Source organism: Kitasatospora sp. NPDC127121 (assembly GCF_042677305.1).
Classification (GTDB): domain Bacteria; phylum Actinomycetota; class Actinomycetes; order Streptomycetales; family Streptomycetaceae; genus Kitasatospora.
In genome coordinates, this window is the sequence record NZ_JBHXTQ010000017.1 from 64,080 (window position 1) to 80,175 (window position 16,096).

Sequence of the window (16,096 nt, forward strand, 5' to 3'; positions counted from 1 at the left end):
GGCAACCGACATGAGTGAAACCCAGACGTCCACGTCCCGCGAGGACCGCATAGCGGCCCTGCCCGAGCACCTGCGGGCCCTGCTGCGGGACCGCCTGGCGGGCACCGAGACGCCCGCCCCCGAGGCCGCCGCGAGCACCGCGCTGCGCCCCGCCGACCGCGACCGCCCGCTGCCGATGTCCTTCGCCCAGCAGCGGATGTGGTTCCTGTACGAGTTCGACCCGGAGTCGGTCGGCTACAACTCCTCCTTCGCGCTGCGGCTGCGCGGCGACCTCGACCGCGCCGCGCTGCAGGGCGCGCTGGCCGCCGTCGTCGACCGGCACGAGGCGCTGCGCACCACCTACGACCAGGTGGACGGCGTCCCGGTGCAGGTCCCGCACCCGAGCGTGGACATCCCGCTGCCGGTCGTGGAGGCCGGCGGCGGGACGCCCGAGGAGCGGGAGGCGGAACTGCTGCGACTGGTCCGCGAGGAGGCCGGCCGGCCCTTCGACCTGCGCACCGGCCCGGTGCTGCGGACCCTCCTCGTCCGGCTCTCCGACCGCGAGCACGTGCTCGTCCTGAGCATCCACCACATCGCGCACGACGGCTGGTCGCTGTCGATCGTCACCCGCGAGCTGGGCCAGTACTACGCGGCCGCGCTCCAGGGGCGCGAACCCGACCTGCCCGCGACGGGGCCGCAGTACGCGGACTACTCGGTGTGGCAGCGCGAGCGGGCCTCCGGCGGGCGGCTCGACGAGCAGCTCGACTACTGGCGCGAGCAGCTCGACGGCGTCCCCGTGCTGGAGCTGCCGACCGACCGGCAGCGCCCCGCCGTGCCCACCGGGGCGGGCGCCTTCCACGAGTTCAGCGTCCCGGCGGAGACCGTCGCCGGGCTGCGCGAGCTCACCGAGTCCGCCGCGGCGACGCTGTTCATGACGCTCACCGCGGCCACCCAGCTGTTGCTGGCCCGGCTCTCCCGGCAGGAGGACGTCGCGATCGGCACCCCGGTGGCCGGCCGTGACGAGCCCGAACTCGCCGACCTGGTCGGCCTGTTCCTCAACACCCTGGTGCTGCGCGCCCGGATCGAGCCGGGCCTGGGCTTCCGGGACTTCCTGGGCCAGGTCCGCGACACCGTGCTGGCCGGCTTCGACCACGCGGAGGTCCCGTTCGAGCGGGTGGTGGACGCCGTCCAGCCTGAGCGCGACCCCAGCCGGATGCCGCTCGCCCAGGTGCTCATCGTCCTGCAGAACGCCCCCGAGGCGACCCTCGACCTGCCCGGGCTGACCATGGAGCAGCTCGCCCTGCCGCAGGCGAGCACCGGCTTCGACCTCGTGGTGGCCTTCGAGGAGCGCCCCGACGGCAGCCTCTGGTCCGCCCTGGAGTACAGCACCGACCTGTACGACGAGGCCACGGTGCGCCGCTTCGCCGGCCACCTGACCACCCTGCTCGGCTCGATCGCCGCCGACCCCGACCAGGAGCTGGGCCGGCTCGACCTGCTCGACCCGAAGCAGCACAACCGGCTCACCGTGGACTGGGCCCGCAACCCGGTGGCCTTCCCCGAACAGGACCCGGTGCACCTGCTGGTGGCCAAGCGGGCCGCCGAACGCCCCGACGGCCTCGCGGTGGTGCGCGGCGACGAGCGCCTCAGCTACGCCGAACTCGACCGCCGGGCCGGGCTGTTGGCCGAGCTGCTGCGCTCCCGCGGCACCCGCCCCGGCGACGTCGTCGGCGTGTGCTGCGAGCGCGGCCCCGACCAGGTGGCCGCCACCCTCGCGGTGCTCAAGGCCGGCGCCGCCTTCCTGCCGCTGAACCCGCGCTTCCCGGCCGCCCGCCGGGAGCTGATGCTGGCCGAGACCGGCGCCCGGTTCGTCTTCACCGAACGCGCGCTGGCCGCCGACGCGGGCGAGTCCGCCGCCGAGCCGCTGATCCTGGAGGACCTGCGCCCGCAGCTCGACGCGCACACCGGACCGGTGCCCGAGGGCGACCGGGTGGGGCCGGACGCGCTCGCCTACATCGTCTACACCTCCGGCTCCACCGGGACGCCCAAGGGCGTGCTGCTGGGTCACGGCGGCCTGACCAACGTCGTCAACGCCTCCCGGCTGATCGTCGGCACCGGCCCCGAGAACACGGTGACCCAGCTCTCCTCGCCCAGCTTCGACGGCGCGGTCTGGGAGACCTTCCTCGCCCTCGTCTCCGGCGCGGCGCTCGCCCTCCCGGCGAACGAGTCCGAGGCGCTGGGCAGCGAGCAGCTGCGCGCCATGGCGGGAGGCCGGCCCACCGTCCTCGCGCTGCCGCCCGCGGCCCTCGCGGCGGTCGAGCCCGAGGCGCTGCCCGCCGGCTCGGTGGTGCTCGCCGTCGGCGACCGCTGCCCGGTCGGCCTGGCCCGCAAGTGGTCGCGGGTACACCGCTTCATCAACGGCTACGGCCCGACCGAGAACACCGTCGGCGCCACCATGTTCGAGGTCCAGGACGAGGAGGCCGGCAGCCGGCTGTCGATCGGCCGGCCGCTGCCCAACACCGAGGTCTACCTGCTGGACCCGCACGGCAACCCGGTGCCGCCCGCCGTCACCGGCGAGATCCACCTCGGCGGCCGCGGCGTCGCCCAGGGCTACCTGGGCCGCCCGGAGCTGACCGAGCAGCGGTTCGTCCCGCACCCCTTCGCGGACGACCCCGGGGCCCGGCTCTACCGCACCGGCGACCTCGGCGCCTGGCTGCCCGACGGGCGGATCGACTTCCGCGGCCGGGCCGACGACCAGGTCAAGATCCGCGGCTTCCGGGTCGAGCCCGGCGAGATCGAGTCGGCCATGCAGCGTCACCCCGCGGTCGACCAGGCCGCCGTGGTGGTCCGCGAGAGCGACCGCGGCAAGCAGCTCGTCGGCTACCTGGTCGCCGCGCCCGGCCGCGACCGGGGCGAGGCGGTCCGCGAGGTCCGCGAGGCCCTGACCGAGGAACTGCCCGCCTTCATGGTGCCGGCCGCGCTGATCCCGATGGACGCGATGCCGCTCACCACCAACGGCAAGGTCGACCGGGACGCCCTGCCGGACGCCCGGGAGGCCCTGACCAGGGTCTCCACCCCGCCGAAGGGCCCGGTGGAGACCGCGCTGGCCGAGGTGTTCCGCTCGGTGCTGGGCATCGAGGACGTGGGCGCCGAGGACGACTTCTTCCTGCTCGGCGGCGACTCCATCCTCTCCACCCAGGTGGTCGCCCGGGCCCGCCAGGAGGGCCTGCACTTCACCGCCCGGGACCTCTTCCAGCACAAGACCGTCGCCGCGCTCGCCAAGGCCGCCGGGACGGGGGAGAGCGGGCCGGCGGAGGAGGACCCGTACGCCACCGGGCCCGTGCCGCTGACCGCCGTGCAGCAGTGGTTCTTCGAGCACCACACCGTCAACCCGGGCCACTTCAACCAGTCGCTGCTGTTCGAACTCGTCCCGGGCGCCGACACCGAGGCCCTGCGCGCCGCCCTGGCCGCGCTGGTCGGGCAGCACGACATGCTGCGCGCCCGCTACACCCGCGACGCCGAGGGCGCCTGGTCCCAGGAGGTGGCGGCCGAGGCCGACGGCTGCTGGGACTTCCAGCGGCTCGACCTCGCCGGGGCGCCGGACGCCGAGGAGCGCGCCACCGAGGCGTTCCGGCAGGCCCAGAGCGGCCTGCGGCTGGCCGACGGGCCGCTGCTGCGCGCCGTCCTGGCCGACCTGGGGCCGGACCGCCCGGCCCGGCTGTTCCTCACCGCGCACCACCTGGTGGTCGACGGCGTCTCCTGGCGCATCCTGCTCGACGACCTGCGCTCCGCCTACGCCGACCTGGCGGCCGGCCGGCCCGCGAGGCCCGCCGCGCGTTCCACCTCCTTCGGCCAGTGGTCCCGCCGACTGCGCGAGCACGCCCTGACCGGCGGCTTCGACGACGAGCTGGCGCACTGGCGGTCGCTGCCCGAGCCCGCCGGGGAGCCCCTGGACACCGGCCTGTTCGGCGACCGCCGCACCGCGCGGCACACCCTGACCGGGGACGAGACGGAGGCGCTGCTGCGCCGGGTGCCCGGCGTGCTGCGCGCGCAGGTCCACGAGGTGCTGCTGACCGCCCTCGCCCAGGCGCTCGCCGCCCAGGGCCACGCCGGCGACGGCGGCACCGTGATCGACCTGGAGGGGCACGGCCGCGAGGAGATCCTGGACGGCGTCGACCTGTCCCGCACCGTCGGCTGGTTCACCACGATCTACCCGGTGCTGCTCGACGTGCCCGCGGAGCTGGCGCCGACCGCCGCCGTACGGGTGGCCAAGCGCCGGCTGCGGGCCGTCCCGCGCCGCGGCATCGGCCACGGCGTCCTGCGGCTGGCGGCGGCCGCCGAGGCCCGGGAGGACCTGCTGGTCCCCGCGCCCAGGGCCCGGATCGGCTTCAACTACCTCGGCCAGTGGGACAACCAGCTGCCCGAGGGGGACCGGCTGATCCTGCGCCACCTGGACCACGGCGGCGGCGACCACGAGCCGGGCGAGACCCGCACCTACGAGCTGGACGTCGCCGCCGCGGTCGAGGGCGGCCGGATGGAGCTGTCCTGCGTGTACGCGGGCGGCCGGTTCGACGAGGCGGCGGCCACCGCCCTGCTCCAGCGCATGCACGAGGCCCTGCGCGAGATCGTCCGGGCCTGCGGATGACCGGCCGGGCCGGTACGGACACGGCCCCGCGGGGCCGACGGAAGGAAGTGACCGTTTGAACGACGACCAACCCTGGCTGGTGATCCCCCGGCCGCGCCCGGAGGCGACCCGGCGACTGGTCTGCCTGCCGCACGCCGGCGGCAGCGCGGGCTTCTACCGGCCCTGGGCCAACCACCTCTCGGCGGCCGTCGAACTCCAGCTCGTCCAGTACCCGGGGCGGGAGGAGCGGATCGAGGACCCCTTCGTCCAGGACGCCGCGACCCTGGTGGCCCAGCTGACGCAGGCGCTGCTGGAGACCGACCGCCCCGGTGTCGAGACGGTCGTCTTCGGCCACAGCATGGGCGCGCTGCTCGCGTACGAGACCGTGCAGTCCCTGCACGCGCAGGGCCTGCCGGTGGCCCGGCTGGTGCTCTCCGGCTACCCGCCGCCGCAGGCGCCGGCCGGCTCCGGCGACGGACCGGCCGGGCGGGCGCCGGCCCTGCCCCGCGGCGACGACGAGCTCCTCGCCACGGTCGCGGGCCACGGCGGGACCCAGATGTCGATCTTCGACGACCCGGACATCCGGGAGATGGTGCTGCCGATCCTGCGCAACGACTACCTGCTGATCGACTCCTACCGGCCCACCGCGCTGCGCCCGGTGGACTGCGGGGTCGTGGTGCTCACCGGGGACTCCGACGTCACGGTGAGCGTCGAGCGGGCCCGCGGCTGGGAGGCGCTGGCCGGCAAGGAGTTCGCGTTCCACGTGCTGCCCGGCGGGCACTTCTACCTGACCGCGCAGCGGGCCCGGGTCATCTCCCTGCTGCACGACTACCTGCTGGACGGTGGCTGAGCCGGCCCTGCCGGTCAGGCTCAGCCACTGCCGAACCCCCGCCGAATTCCGGCGAGTTCCGCCGAACAGATGGCACCCCCAACCATCGGGTGTCATCTGTTCGGCATGCCGGAAAACACCCGGCGAAGGCCGGGACGCGCTGGAGTGCGTGTTTCCGCTGAGGCTTAAAAGCCTGTTTTCCGGAGGCTCCGCTGCCGCAGGATTTCGAGCCATGGGACAGCCCGGGGCTCCGGGTTGAACGACCGGCTGAGAGGGTCAGGAATGCTGGGCAACGTCGTCATCGTCGGTGGTGGGACATCCGGTTGGATGACCGCCTCGTACCTGCGCGCCGCATTCGGCGATCGCATTTCCGTCACGCTGGTGGAATCCAAGCGAATCAAGTCCATCGGGGTCGGCGAGGCGACCTTCAGCACCGTCCGGCATTTCTTCAACTACCTGGGCCTGCCGGAGCACGTCTGGATGCCCAAGTGCAATGCCACCTACAAGCTGGGCATCCGATTCGAGAACTGGCGGCGCAAGGGCCACTACTTCTACCACCCCTTCGAGCGCCTCCGGGTCGTCGACGGCCTGCCGCTCACCGACTGGTGGCTGAACAGCCGCTCCGGCGACCGCTTCGATCAGGACGTGTTCCTGATGGCCGCGATCTGCGACGCCGAGAAGTCCCCGCGCTACCTCGACGGCACCCTCTTCGAGCAGGACTTCAAGGAGGGCGGCAACACGACCGAGCGCGACACCCTCACGGAGCAGGACACCCAGTTCCCGTACGCCTACCAGTTCGACGCCTCGCTGCTCGCCGACTTCCTCTCCGGGTACGCCACCGAGCGCGGCGCCAAGCACATCGAGGACGACGTCGTCGAGGTCGTCCAGGACGACCGCGGCTGGATCAGCGGCGTGCGCACCAAGGAGCACGGCCTGATCGAGGGCGACCTCTTCATCGACTGCACCGGCTTCCGCGGCCTGCTGATCAACCAGACCCTGGAGGAGCCGTTCAACTCCTTCCAGGACACCCTGCCCAACAACCGCGCGGTGGCGCTGCGCGTCCCGGTCGACATGGAGAAGCGCGGCCTGCGCCCCTGCACCACCGCCACCGCCTCGGACGCCGGCTGGATCTGGACCATCCCGCTGTTCGGCCGCATCGGCACCGGCTACGTCTACTCCGACGAGTACGCGACGCCCGAGGAGGCCGAGGCCACGCTGCGGGCCAAGGTCGGCCCGGAGTCGGAGGGCCTGGAGGCCAACCACATCAGGATGCGGATCGGCCGCACCCGCAACGCCTGGGTCAACAACTGCGTCGCCATCGGCCTGTCCAGCGGCTTCGTCGAGCCCCTGGAGTCGACCGGCATCTTCTTCATCCAGCAGGGCATCGAGGAACTGGTCAAGCACTTCCCGGACGCCAACTGGGACCCGGGGCTGCGCCGCTCCTACAACCGCATCGTCGGCAACACCATCGACGGCGTACGGGAGTTCCTCGTCCTGCACTACAAGGCCGCGGCCCGCGAGGACAACGCCTACTGGCGGGACGCCAAGACCCGGGTGATGCCCGACGGCCTGGCCGAGCGGATCGAGCTGTGGAAGGCCAAGCCTCCGACGGAGGCCACCATCTTCCCGCACTTCCACGGGTTCGAGTCCTACTCCTACCTGGCCATGCTGCTCGGCCTCGGCGGCATCGAGCTCAAGGCCCCGCCCGCACTCGCCCTGCAGGACGGCAGCCGCGCGGAGAAGGAGTTCCAGCTGCTGAGCGACCAGTCCGCCGAGCTCCTGAAGCGCCTGCCCAGCCAGTACGAGTACCTCGCCCAGATGCACTGACCCCTTCGGCTCCCCGAGAAAGGAGGCACCATGGACAGTCTTCCGTACGTACCGGCCGCGGTGACGCTCGCTCTGCTCGTCCCCGTGGCACTGCTCGGACGCCGGCTGGCGAAGCTGCTGCGGCAGCCGGAGATCGTCGGCGAGATCATGGCCTGCCTCCTGCTCGGGGCGCTGCTGGCGAGCCAGTGGCACTGGAAGCCGGCCACCATGGACGGCGGGGCCCTCCTGGAGAAGGCGGGCCACCTCGGCCTCGCGCTCTTCCTGGTGGGCGCCGTCCACGAGATCCGGGCCGGCGGCAGCCGGCTGGGCGGGCGCAGCATCGCACTGACCGCCGTGGGCTCGCTGCTGCTGCCGCTCGGTTGCGGCGTCGCGTTCGCCGCGTGGGTGCTGGCCGACGGCTCCCCGGCGCTGCGCGGCGGCGCCCCGGCCGGGGTGCTGGTCCTGATGCTGGCGATCGCGCTGGCGGTCACCGCCGTCCCGGTGCTGGCCGGCATCCTGGACGACCGCGGCATGCTCAACACCGCGATCGGCCGGCTCTGCATGGCGGTCGCGGTCTCCATCGACGCCGTCACCTGGTCGCTGCTGGCGATCGCGGTCGGCCTGGCGCACGGCGGCGGGAAGATCACCCCGTACCTGGTGTTCGTCGTCGGCCTGCTGGGCGCCTGGCTGATCCGCCGGGCCGGGGCCCTGCCCGGGCCCCGGGCCTGGGCCGAGCGGATCCCGGTGGCGGTGCCGATCGGGCTGACCGCCGCCGCGGCCGTGGCCGCGGCGCTGACCACCTCGCGGCTGGGCCTCACCGACGTGCTCGGCGCCGTCCTGGTCGCCCTGGCGCTGCCGGGCGACGACGGCGCGGGCCCCTGGACCAGGGCCGCCCACACCGTCGGCGGCTGGGGCCGGATCGTGCTGCCGCTGCTGTTCACGGTGACCGGCATGGGCCTCGCCTCGGCGCCGCTCAGCGTGTTCTCCTGGCAGGCCGTCGTCCTGTCGGTGGTGCTCGCGATCTTCGGCAAGCTGGTCGGCAGCTACTACGGCGCGCGGGCGGCCGGCCGGCCCCCGGTGGAGAGCATGCGGATCGCGGTGTTCCTCAACGCCCGCGGCCTGACCGAGCTCGCCGTCCTCCAGACGGGTTACCAGGCCGGGATCCTCACCCCGGCGCTCTTCCTCGCCCTCGTCGTGATGGCCCTGTTCACGACGGTGCTCAGCGGCCCGCTGCTGTGGGTCATCGACCGGCGCACGGCGAGCGTGGACGCGCCCCGGACCGCGGAGCCGGTCCCCTACCCAGTCGAGTGGTGAATCACGTGGAACTCGTCACCTCAACCCCCTCCGACTTCCGGACCTTCATGTCCGGCTTCCCGAGCGGCGTCGCCATCGTCACCTCGCTGGACGACGCCGGCCGGCCCTGGGGCATGACCTGCTCCGCCCTGTGCAGCGTCACCGTCGAACCGCCCACCCTGCTGGTCGGCATGCGGGCGGAGAGCCCGACCCTGAAGGCCGTGCTGCGCAGCGGCCAGTTCGCGGTGAACCTGCTGCACGCCGAGGGCCGCGGCACCGCCGAACTGTTCGCCTCCGGCGACCCGGACCGGTTCGACGCCACCACCTGGCGGCTGCCCCCCGGCGCCGGCGGACCCCACCTCGTCCACGACGCCCACGCGGTGGCCGACTGCCGGGTCAGCCAGCTGGTCCCCGTCGGCGGCCAGCGGATGGTCTTCGGCGAGGTCATCCGGATCACCGAGCTCAGCGACGCGTCGCCGCTGCTCTACGGGAGGAGACAGTTCAGCTCCTGGCCCGCCTAGCAGAGCTAGCAGAGCGTCCCCACAAGACGCCCAGACCACCGTTGTGGAGGAGAGATGACCGCTCAACCCACCGACGCGGACACGCCGCAGGGCACACCCGCCCGCGACCAGGGCATCCAGCGCCACAGCGCGATGCCGGTCCGGAAGTACCAGCCGTACCAGGCGGTCGGGCTGCCCGACCGCGGCTGGCCGGGCCGCCGCGCGGAACAGGCCCCGCTGTGGTGCAGCGTCGACCTGAGGGACGGCAACCAGGCCCTGACCGACCCCATGGACATCACCCGCAAGCGGCGGATGTTCGACCTGCTGGTCGCCATGGGGTTCAAGGAGATCGAGGTCGGCTTCCCCACCTCCTCGCAGGACGACCACGCCTTCCTCCGCCACCTCGTCGACACCGGCGCGATCCCGGACGACGTCGTCGTCCAGGTCATGACGCCGATCCGCGGCGACTTCATCGAACGCACCGTCAAGGCCCTGGAGGGCGTGCCCCGCGCCGTCCTCCAGATCTTCAACCCGACCTCGGAGGTCCAGCGCCGCCTGGTCTTCCGCAAGGACCGCCGGCAGACCACCGCCATGGCGCTCGACGGGGCCGAACAGGCCCTCAAACTCCAGGACTCGATCCCCGGCACGGAGATCTACCTCCAGTACGCGCCGGAGTCCTACACCCAGACCGAGCCGGACTACGCGCTCGAACTCTGCAACGCCGTCCTCGACTTCTGGGCCCCGCGGGCCGCGCACACGCTGCGGATCAACCTGCCCTCCACCGTCGAGGTGTTCCCGCCGCAGGAGTTCGCCGACCGGATCGAGTACACCCACCGCAACCTGCTCCACCGCGAGCGCACCATCCTCAGCGTGCACCCGCACAACGACCGCGGCAGCGGCGTCGCCGCCGCCGAACTCGCCGTCCTCGCCGGGGCCGACCGGGTCGAGGGCACCCTGTTCGGCAACGGCGAGCGCTCCGGCAACGTCTGCCTGGTCACCCTGGCCATGAACCTGTTCTCCCAGGGCGTCGACCCGATGCTGGACCTGAGCGACATCGACGGCATCCGCCGCATCGTCGAGAGCTGCAACCAGATGCCCGTCCCCGCCCGCCACCCGTGGGCCGGCGACTTCGTCTACACCTCCTTCGCCGGCTCCCACCAGGACGCCATCGCCAAGGGCCTGCGCGCCCGCGAGGAGTCCGGGCAGGAGGTCTGGGACGTGCCGTACCTGCCGATCGACCCGCGCGACATCGGCCGCGACTACCAGGCGCTGATCCGGATCAACACCCAGTCCGGCAAGGGCGGCATCGCCCACCTGCTGCGCACCGAGTACGGCATCGAGCTGCCGCGCCGCCTCCAGATCGACTTCGCCGCCGAGATGCAGGCGGTCTGCGAGGAGATCGGCGGCGAGATCACCGGCGACCAGCTGTGGGAGCACTTCGTCGAGCGGTACGTGGCGCTGGGCACCGAGACCGTGCCCGGCCTGCCGGAGCCGGAGCCGCTGGCGGCGGAGCCCGGCGACACCCGCTGGAGCGGGGCCACCGCCGAGGCGGTGGCCGGCTACGGGCTCGACGCCGTCATCCAGGGCCTCGTCGTGGAGCGGGCGGGCGCACCGCTGAACGCGGTCACCGCCGCCTTCGAGATCGTCGTGGACTCCCACTCCTACTGGGGGGTCGGCATCGCCCAGGAGGAGGGCACGGCCGTCGGGCGGGCCGTCCGGGTCGCGTGCCTGCGGGCGCTGCTGGACACCGAGCGGGCCGGTCTGTCCGAGGCCCGCTAGGGCCGGCGGGCCGGGCAGGGCTTAACAGGTCCGCAGGGCTTTAACAGGGCCGCCGTGGGCGGGGGAGGGAGGAGCCAAACATGCCCTGGAACACCTTGATCGACGTGGCACGGGAGGACGTGCTCCCGCTGACCGCCCAGATCCGGGACGGCATCAAGCGGGAGATCGCCGAGGGGGCGCTGCACCCCGGCACCCGGCTGCCGTCGAGCCGTCAGCTCGCCGAGGACCTCCGGGTGTCCCGCAGCGTCGTCGTCGAGGCCTACGGGCAACTCGTCGCCGGCGGCTACCTGGAGGCCACCCGGGGATCGGGCACCCGGGTCGCCACCCACCTGGACCGGGGCACCCGGATGCCGACCCTGCTCGGCGACGCCCGCCCCGCCCCGGTGATCCGCTGGGACCTGCGGGCCGGCGGCGCCGACGCCTCCGCCTTCCCCCAGCGCGAGTGGCTGGCCGCCTACCAGCGGGCCGCGCGCCGGCTCGGCCCGCGCGACCTCGGGTACCCGCCGGTGTCCGGCGTCCCGGCGCTGCGCGCCGAACTCGCCCGCTACCTCGGGCGGGCGCGCGGCGTGCACACCACCCCCGAGCACGTCATGGTGGTCTCCGGGTTCGCCCAGACGCTCGGCCTGGTCTGCGCCACGCTGCCCCGCACCGGCCTCGGCGCGCTCGCCGTCGAGGACCCGTGCCACCCGCAGCAGCGCCAGTTCATCGTCGAGTCGGGCCTGGACTGCCCGTCCGTCCCGGTCGACGAGCACGGCATCGACGTGGCCGCACTCGCCCGCACCGGCGCCCGCGCGGTGCTGGTCACCCCCGCCCACCAGTTCCCCACCGGCGCCGTGCTCAGCGCGGATCGGCGGGCCGCCCTGGTCCGCTGGGCGGAGGACGTGGACGGCTGGATCATCGAGGACGACTACGACGGCGACCTCTGGCTGGACCACGGCCGCCGGCCCACCGCGCTGCAACGGCTGTCCCCCTCCCGGGTGCTCTACGCGGGCACCGCGAGCAAGTCGCTGGCCTCCGGGATGCGGCTGGGCTGGCTGGTCGCCCCGCCCCGGCTGCGCCGCCGCCTGGAGGAGGTCCGATCCCAACGGGACCTCGGCTGCGACGTGTTCACCCAGCACGCGTTCGCCGAACTGCTGGACGGCGGCGAACTCGACCGGCACCTGCGGCGCCAGCGCGAACGGCTGCGGGCCCGCCGCGAGGTCTTCCACGAGGCCGTGCGGCGACGGCTGCCCGGGGCCCGGATCGTGGGCGCCTTCGCCGGCCTGCACGCCTACGTCCAGCTCCCGCACCGGGTGGACGAGGCGGCGCTGGTCGCCCGGGCGCTGCGCCGTTCGGTGCTGGTGCGCGGCGGCCGCTCCTACCACCACCGGTCCTGGCAGTCCGGGCCGGCCCTGGTGGTGGGGTACGCCGGGGTGCCCCGCAGCGGCGTCGCCGAGGCGGTGCGGGAACTGGGGGAGGCCTACGCCGAGTCGGCGGCGGACGGCTGCCTGCGCAGTGCCTGAGCCGCGCCCCGGCTTTGCCCGGAACGCGGCAGGGACGGCACCGAGAGACCCCGGACGGACGCCCGGCCGGACAGCGGACAGACAGCGGAGAGTCGAGGACACGGCATGGTGACGACGAGGACGGGTGGCGCCCCCGCGCCGCTCGCGGTGCGCGAGGCGGCCTGGCACCTGCCGGAGCAGCGGGTGCCGGTCGGCGAGCTGCCCGAACTGGCGGGCCTGGCCGGCGAGCGCAGAACCACGCTGGCCGGCCTGGGCATCGACACCGTGGCCGTCGACCGCGAGCTCGGCCCGACCGGGCTGGCCGAGCGGGCGGCCCGCAGCGCGCTGGCCGGCGCCGGGCTCGCCGCCCAGGACCTGGACGCCCTGATCGTCGTCGACTCCCGGGCCCCCGAGACCCTGCTCAGCTCCGAGGCGACCAGGCTCCAGGCCCGGCTCGGCGCCGACCGGGCCGTCACCTTCGGCGTCGGCGGCCTCGGCTGCGTCTCGCTCGGCCCGGCCCTGCTCGCCGCCCGCGGACTGCTCGCCGCCGACCCCGACGTCCGGCACGTCCTGGTCGCGCACGCCTCCACCCCGGCCACCCCCGGCCGCTACCGGCACCCCGTCACCGTCAACGGGGACGCCGGGCAGGCCCTGCTGCTCGCCCGCACCGGCCCGGTGCGGGTGCTCGACCTGGTCCAGGAGACCAACGGCGCGTACTGGGACCTCTTCCGGGTGGACTACCGGGACCGCCCCTGGGAGAGCTGGCAGGAGGAGTGCCGGGACCTGCCCGGCTACTCCTTCCGGCTCGCGGTGGAGACCAGGAACCGGCTCACCGCGCTCCTGGAGCGGCTGCTCAAGCGGCACGGCCTCGACCGCGCCGACGTCGCCGGCTACGCCAGCCAGAACCTCTCGGCGGGCGGACTGCGCTTCCTGGCGGAGTCGCTGGGCGTCGACCTCCTGCCGGAGTGCCGGGAGAACCTGGCCCGGTACGGCCACCTGGGGCCGAACGACGTCTTCCTCAACCTCTGGACGGCGCTGGCGAACGGGCGGCTGGCCGAGGGCGACCGGGTCGTCCTGGTCAACGTCAGCCCGGTGGCGGCCTGGAACCTGCTGCTGGTGGAAATCGGACCCTGGGAGAGCACCGCGTGACCGACACGGCAATCGAGATACGGGAGTTCCTGACCGTCGCACTGCGCCGGCCGGTGGCGCCGGACGAGGACTACTTCGCACTGGGGCTCGCGGACTCGCTGTTCGCGCTGGAGCTGGTGGTCTTCGTCGAGGAGCGGTTCGACATCCGGATCGAGGTGGACGACCTCGACCTGGACTCCTTCCGCACCGCCGAGCGGATCGCCGCGCTGGTCGAGCGCAAGCGGGCCGGCCTGGGCACGGGCGAGGAGACGGGGGCCGGCTGTGCCGCCCACGGCTAGCGAGACCCGGCCGTCCGCCCCGTCCGACCCGGGGACTTCGGTGGCCCCGGGGACTTCGGTGGTCGACGCCGCGGCCGACCTGGCCGCCGCCGTCCGCGACGAGGCCGCCCGCTGGGACGAGCAGGGCGCGCTGCCCGACGAGGCCGTCCGCGCGGTGGCCGCCGCCGGGCTGCTCGGCCTCGACCTGCCCGCCCGCCACGGCGGCGCCGGCGCCACCCCGGCCCAGCTGGGCGAGGCCGTCGCGCACCTGGGCGGCGTCTGCGGCGCCCTGCGCGCGCTGCTCACCGTCCAGGGCATGACGGCCGCGGCGCTGCTGCGCTGGGGCGGCGAGGAGCAGCGCGCGCGGTGGCTGCCCGCACTGGCCTCCGGCGAACGCCTCGCCGGCTTCGCCGCCACCGAACGGGAGGCCGGCAGCGCGCTCGCCGAGGTCGGCACGCGGATCGAGGACGACGGCGAACGGCTGGTCGTCACCGGCGCCAAGCGCTGGGTGACCTTCGGGCAGAGCGCCGACGTGTTCCTGGTGCTGGGGCGCACCGACGCCGGCCCGACGGCCGTCCTGGTGGAGGCCGACCGGCCCGGGATCGTCCGCGAGCCCGTCGGCGGCCAACTCGGCCTGCGCGCCGCGCGGATCGCCCACCTCACCTTCGACCGGGTGCGGGTGCCCCGGGAGAACCTGGTGGCGCCGCCCGGGCTGGGCCTGACCCACACCGCCGCCGTGGCGCTGGACCACGGCCGGTTCACGGTGGCCTGGGGCTGCGTCGGCATGGCGGAGGCCTGCCTGGCCGACGCCGCCGAGCACGCCGCGCACCGGGTCCAGGGCGGCGTGCCGCTGGCCGGGCACCAGCTGGTGCGCTCGCTGCTCGCCCGCTCCGCCGTCGACACGGCGGCCGCCCGGGCGCTGGCCGAGCGGGCCGCCGAGGCCCGGGCCGGCTCGCCGCTGGGCGCCGCCACCGAGACCGTGGTCGCCAAGTACGCGGCGGCCGGGGCCGCGAAGGCGGTCGCCGACCGGGCCGTCCAGATCCTCGGCTCGGCGGGCTGCGAGCCCGGCGTCCGGGCCGGCCGGTTCTACCGGGACGCCAAGGTGATGGAGATCATCGAGGGCAGCCCGCAGGTCGCCGAACTGCACATCGCCGACCGCCTGTTGCGCCAGGGGGTGCGCCGATGACCGGGGCTCAACCGGGGCCGCAGCGGAGTGGGGCGGAGCAGAGCAGGGCGGAGTCGACCGTCAAGGTCCTGGTCTGGGACCTCGACGACACTCTTTGGGACGGCACCGTGCTGGAGGGCGACGACCCGGCGCCGTTCCCCGTCGCGACCGCCGCCCTGCGGGCGCTGGACGAGCGCGGTGTCCTGCACGCCGTCGCCAGCCGGAGCGACCGGGCCGTCGCCACCGCGCACCTGGAACGGCTCGGGTTGCACGAGCTGTTCACCGTGCTGGAGATCGGCTGGGGGCCCAAGTCGGGCGCGGTGCGCCGGATCGCCGAGGCCATCGGCATCGGGCTGGACACCGTGGCCTTCGTCGACAACGACCCGGTCGAGCGCGCCGAGGTGGCTGCCGCCCACCCCGTGGTGCGCTGCTACCCGGCCGAGCAGGTCGCCGAGCTGGCTGAACTGCCGGAGTTCCGGCCCGAGTTCGTCACCGCCGACGCCCGCGAACGCCGGCTGCGCTACCGCGGCGAGGCGCTCCGCACCCAGGCCCGGGAGGATCACCAGGGCACCCCCGAGGAGTTCCTCGCCTCCCTGGGGCTGGAATTGACGATCCGTCAGGCCGGTCCGGACGACCTCGCCCGCGCCCACGAGCTCACCGTCCGCACCCACCAGCTCAACACCACCGGCCGGACCTACGGCCTGACGGAGCTGCGCGCCCTGTGCGACTCGCCCGACCACCGGGTGCTGGTCGCCGAACTGACCGACCGGTTCGGCGACTACGGCACCATCGGCCTCGCGCTGAGCGAGCGGACCGGGCACCGGGAGGGTGACGGCCCGGCCGGGCCGGCCGAGGTGCTGCGGCTGCTCCTGCTGTCCTGCCGGGTGATGTCCCGGGGCATCGGGCCGGCGCTGATCGGGCACGTCGTGCGCGCGGCGCTCGCCGAAGGGCGCCGCCCGCTGGCCGAGTTCGTGCCCACCGACGTCAACCGGGTGATGCTGGTGAACCTCCGGTTCGCCGGGTTCACCGTGGTGGGCCAGGAGGGGGAGGGGCGGCTGCTGCTCGGCTACCCGCCCGCCGCCCCGCCGCCCTCGCCGCTGGGCCACCTGTGGCTGATCACCCCCGAGGCCCCCTCCGCTCCCGAGGCCCCCGAGGCGCCCAACGCCCCTGCCACCCTTGAGGCCCCCGAGGCCCGGAACCGGCCGTGACCGGGCCGCAATCCGTCGTGACCAGGAAG

General features: G+C 74.3%; 11 protein-coding genes. All 11 read left to right on the forward strand.

Annotated elements, in window-relative coordinates:
- Positions 1-10 precede the first annotated feature (10 nt).
- A complete protein-coding gene (locus ACFVHI_RS12055; RefSeq protein ID WP_380338243.1) occupies positions 11-4,621 on the forward strand; it encodes an amino acid adenylation domain-containing protein in 4,611 nt (1,536 codons plus the stop codon).
- Positions 4,622-4,676: 55 nt separating this feature from the next.
- The gene (locus ACFVHI_RS12060; RefSeq protein WP_363375474.1) at positions 4,677-5,450 is read left to right on the forward strand and encodes an alpha/beta fold hydrolase; all 774 of its coding nucleotides are present in this window, start codon (positions 4,677-4,679) and stop codon (positions 5,448-5,450) included.
- Positions 5,451-5,711: 261 nt separating this feature from the next.
- Complete coding sequence (locus ACFVHI_RS12065; RefSeq protein ID WP_079135958.1) at positions 5,712-7,256, forward strand: tryptophan halogenase family protein; 1,545 nt, start codon at positions 5,712-5,714, stop codon at positions 7,254-7,256.
- A 30-nt stretch (positions 7,257-7,286) separates the two neighbouring features.
- On the forward strand, positions 7,287-8,549 hold the full coding sequence (locus ACFVHI_RS12070; protein WP_380338247.1) for a cation:proton antiporter: 1,263 nt from the start codon (positions 7,287-7,289) through the stop codon (positions 8,547-8,549).
- A gap of 5 nt (positions 8,550-8,554) precedes the next feature.
- Positions 8,555-9,049 carry a flavin reductase family protein gene (locus ACFVHI_RS12075; protein ID WP_244293482.1) on the forward strand — a complete coding sequence of 165 codons (495 nt, stop codon included), beginning with the start codon at positions 8,555-8,557 and terminating at the stop codon, positions 9,047-9,049.
- A 54-nt stretch (positions 9,050-9,103) separates the two neighbouring features.
- Positions 9,104-10,807 carry a 2-isopropylmalate synthase gene (locus ACFVHI_RS12080; protein WP_380338250.1) on the forward strand — a complete coding sequence of 568 codons (1,704 nt, stop codon included), beginning with the start codon at positions 9,104-9,106 and terminating at the stop codon, positions 10,805-10,807.
- An 80-nt stretch (positions 10,808-10,887) separates the two neighbouring features.
- Positions 10,888-12,309, forward strand: coding sequence for a PLP-dependent aminotransferase family protein (locus ACFVHI_RS12085; RefSeq protein WP_380338253.1), 1,422 nt, complete (start codon positions 10,888-10,890; stop codon positions 12,307-12,309).
- A gap of 105 nt (positions 12,310-12,414) precedes the next feature.
- Complete coding sequence (locus ACFVHI_RS12090) at positions 12,415-13,437, forward strand: 3-oxoacyl-[acyl-carrier-protein] synthase III C-terminal domain-containing protein (RefSeq protein ID WP_063349716.1); 1,023 nt, start codon at positions 12,415-12,417, stop codon at positions 13,435-13,437.
- Positions 13,434-13,715, forward strand: a complete 282-nt coding sequence (locus ACFVHI_RS12095; protein WP_079135959.1) for a phosphopantetheine-binding protein — start codon at positions 13,434-13,436, stop codon at positions 13,713-13,715. The genes ACFVHI_RS12090 and ACFVHI_RS12095 overlap by 4 nt, the downstream gene beginning before the upstream one ends.
- A 58-nt stretch (positions 13,716-13,773) precedes the next feature.
- Complete coding sequence (locus tag ACFVHI_RS12100; protein WP_380338257.1) at positions 13,774-14,880, forward strand: acyl-CoA dehydrogenase family protein; 1,107 nt, start codon at positions 13,774-13,776, stop codon at positions 14,878-14,880.
- Complete coding sequence (locus tag ACFVHI_RS12105; RefSeq protein WP_380338260.1) at positions 14,877-16,067, forward strand: HAD-IIIC family phosphatase; 1,191 nt, start codon at positions 14,877-14,879, stop codon at positions 16,065-16,067. Before ACFVHI_RS12100 ends, ACFVHI_RS12105 begins: the two co-directional genes overlap by 4 nt.
- Positions 16,068-16,096 lie beyond the last annotated feature (29 nt).

Coding starts and splice junctions, on each gene's coding strand:
- ACFVHI_RS12055 (WP_380338243.1), top strand. CDS start 11: ATGAGTGAAACCCAGACGTCCACGTCCCGCGAGGACCGCATAGCGGCC.
- ACFVHI_RS12065 (WP_079135958.1), top strand. CDS start 5,712: ATGCTGGGCAACGTCGTCATCGTCGGTGGTGGGACATCCGGTTGGATG.
- ACFVHI_RS12070 (WP_380338247.1), top strand. CDS start 7,287: ATGGACAGTCTTCCGTACGTACCGGCCGCGGTGACGCTCGCTCTGCTC.
- ACFVHI_RS12080 (WP_380338250.1), top strand. CDS start 9,104: ATGACCGCTCAACCCACCGACGCGGACACGCCGCAGGGCACACCCGCC.
- ACFVHI_RS12085 (WP_380338253.1), top strand. CDS start 10,888: ATGCCCTGGAACACCTTGATCGACGTGGCACGGGAGGACGTGCTCCCG.
- ACFVHI_RS12090 (WP_063349716.1), top strand. CDS start 12,415: ATGGTGACGACGAGGACGGGTGGCGCCCCCGCGCCGCTCGCGGTGCGC.
- ACFVHI_RS12105 (WP_380338260.1), top strand. CDS start 14,877: ATGACCGGGGCTCAACCGGGGCCGCAGCGGAGTGGGGCGGAGCAGAGC.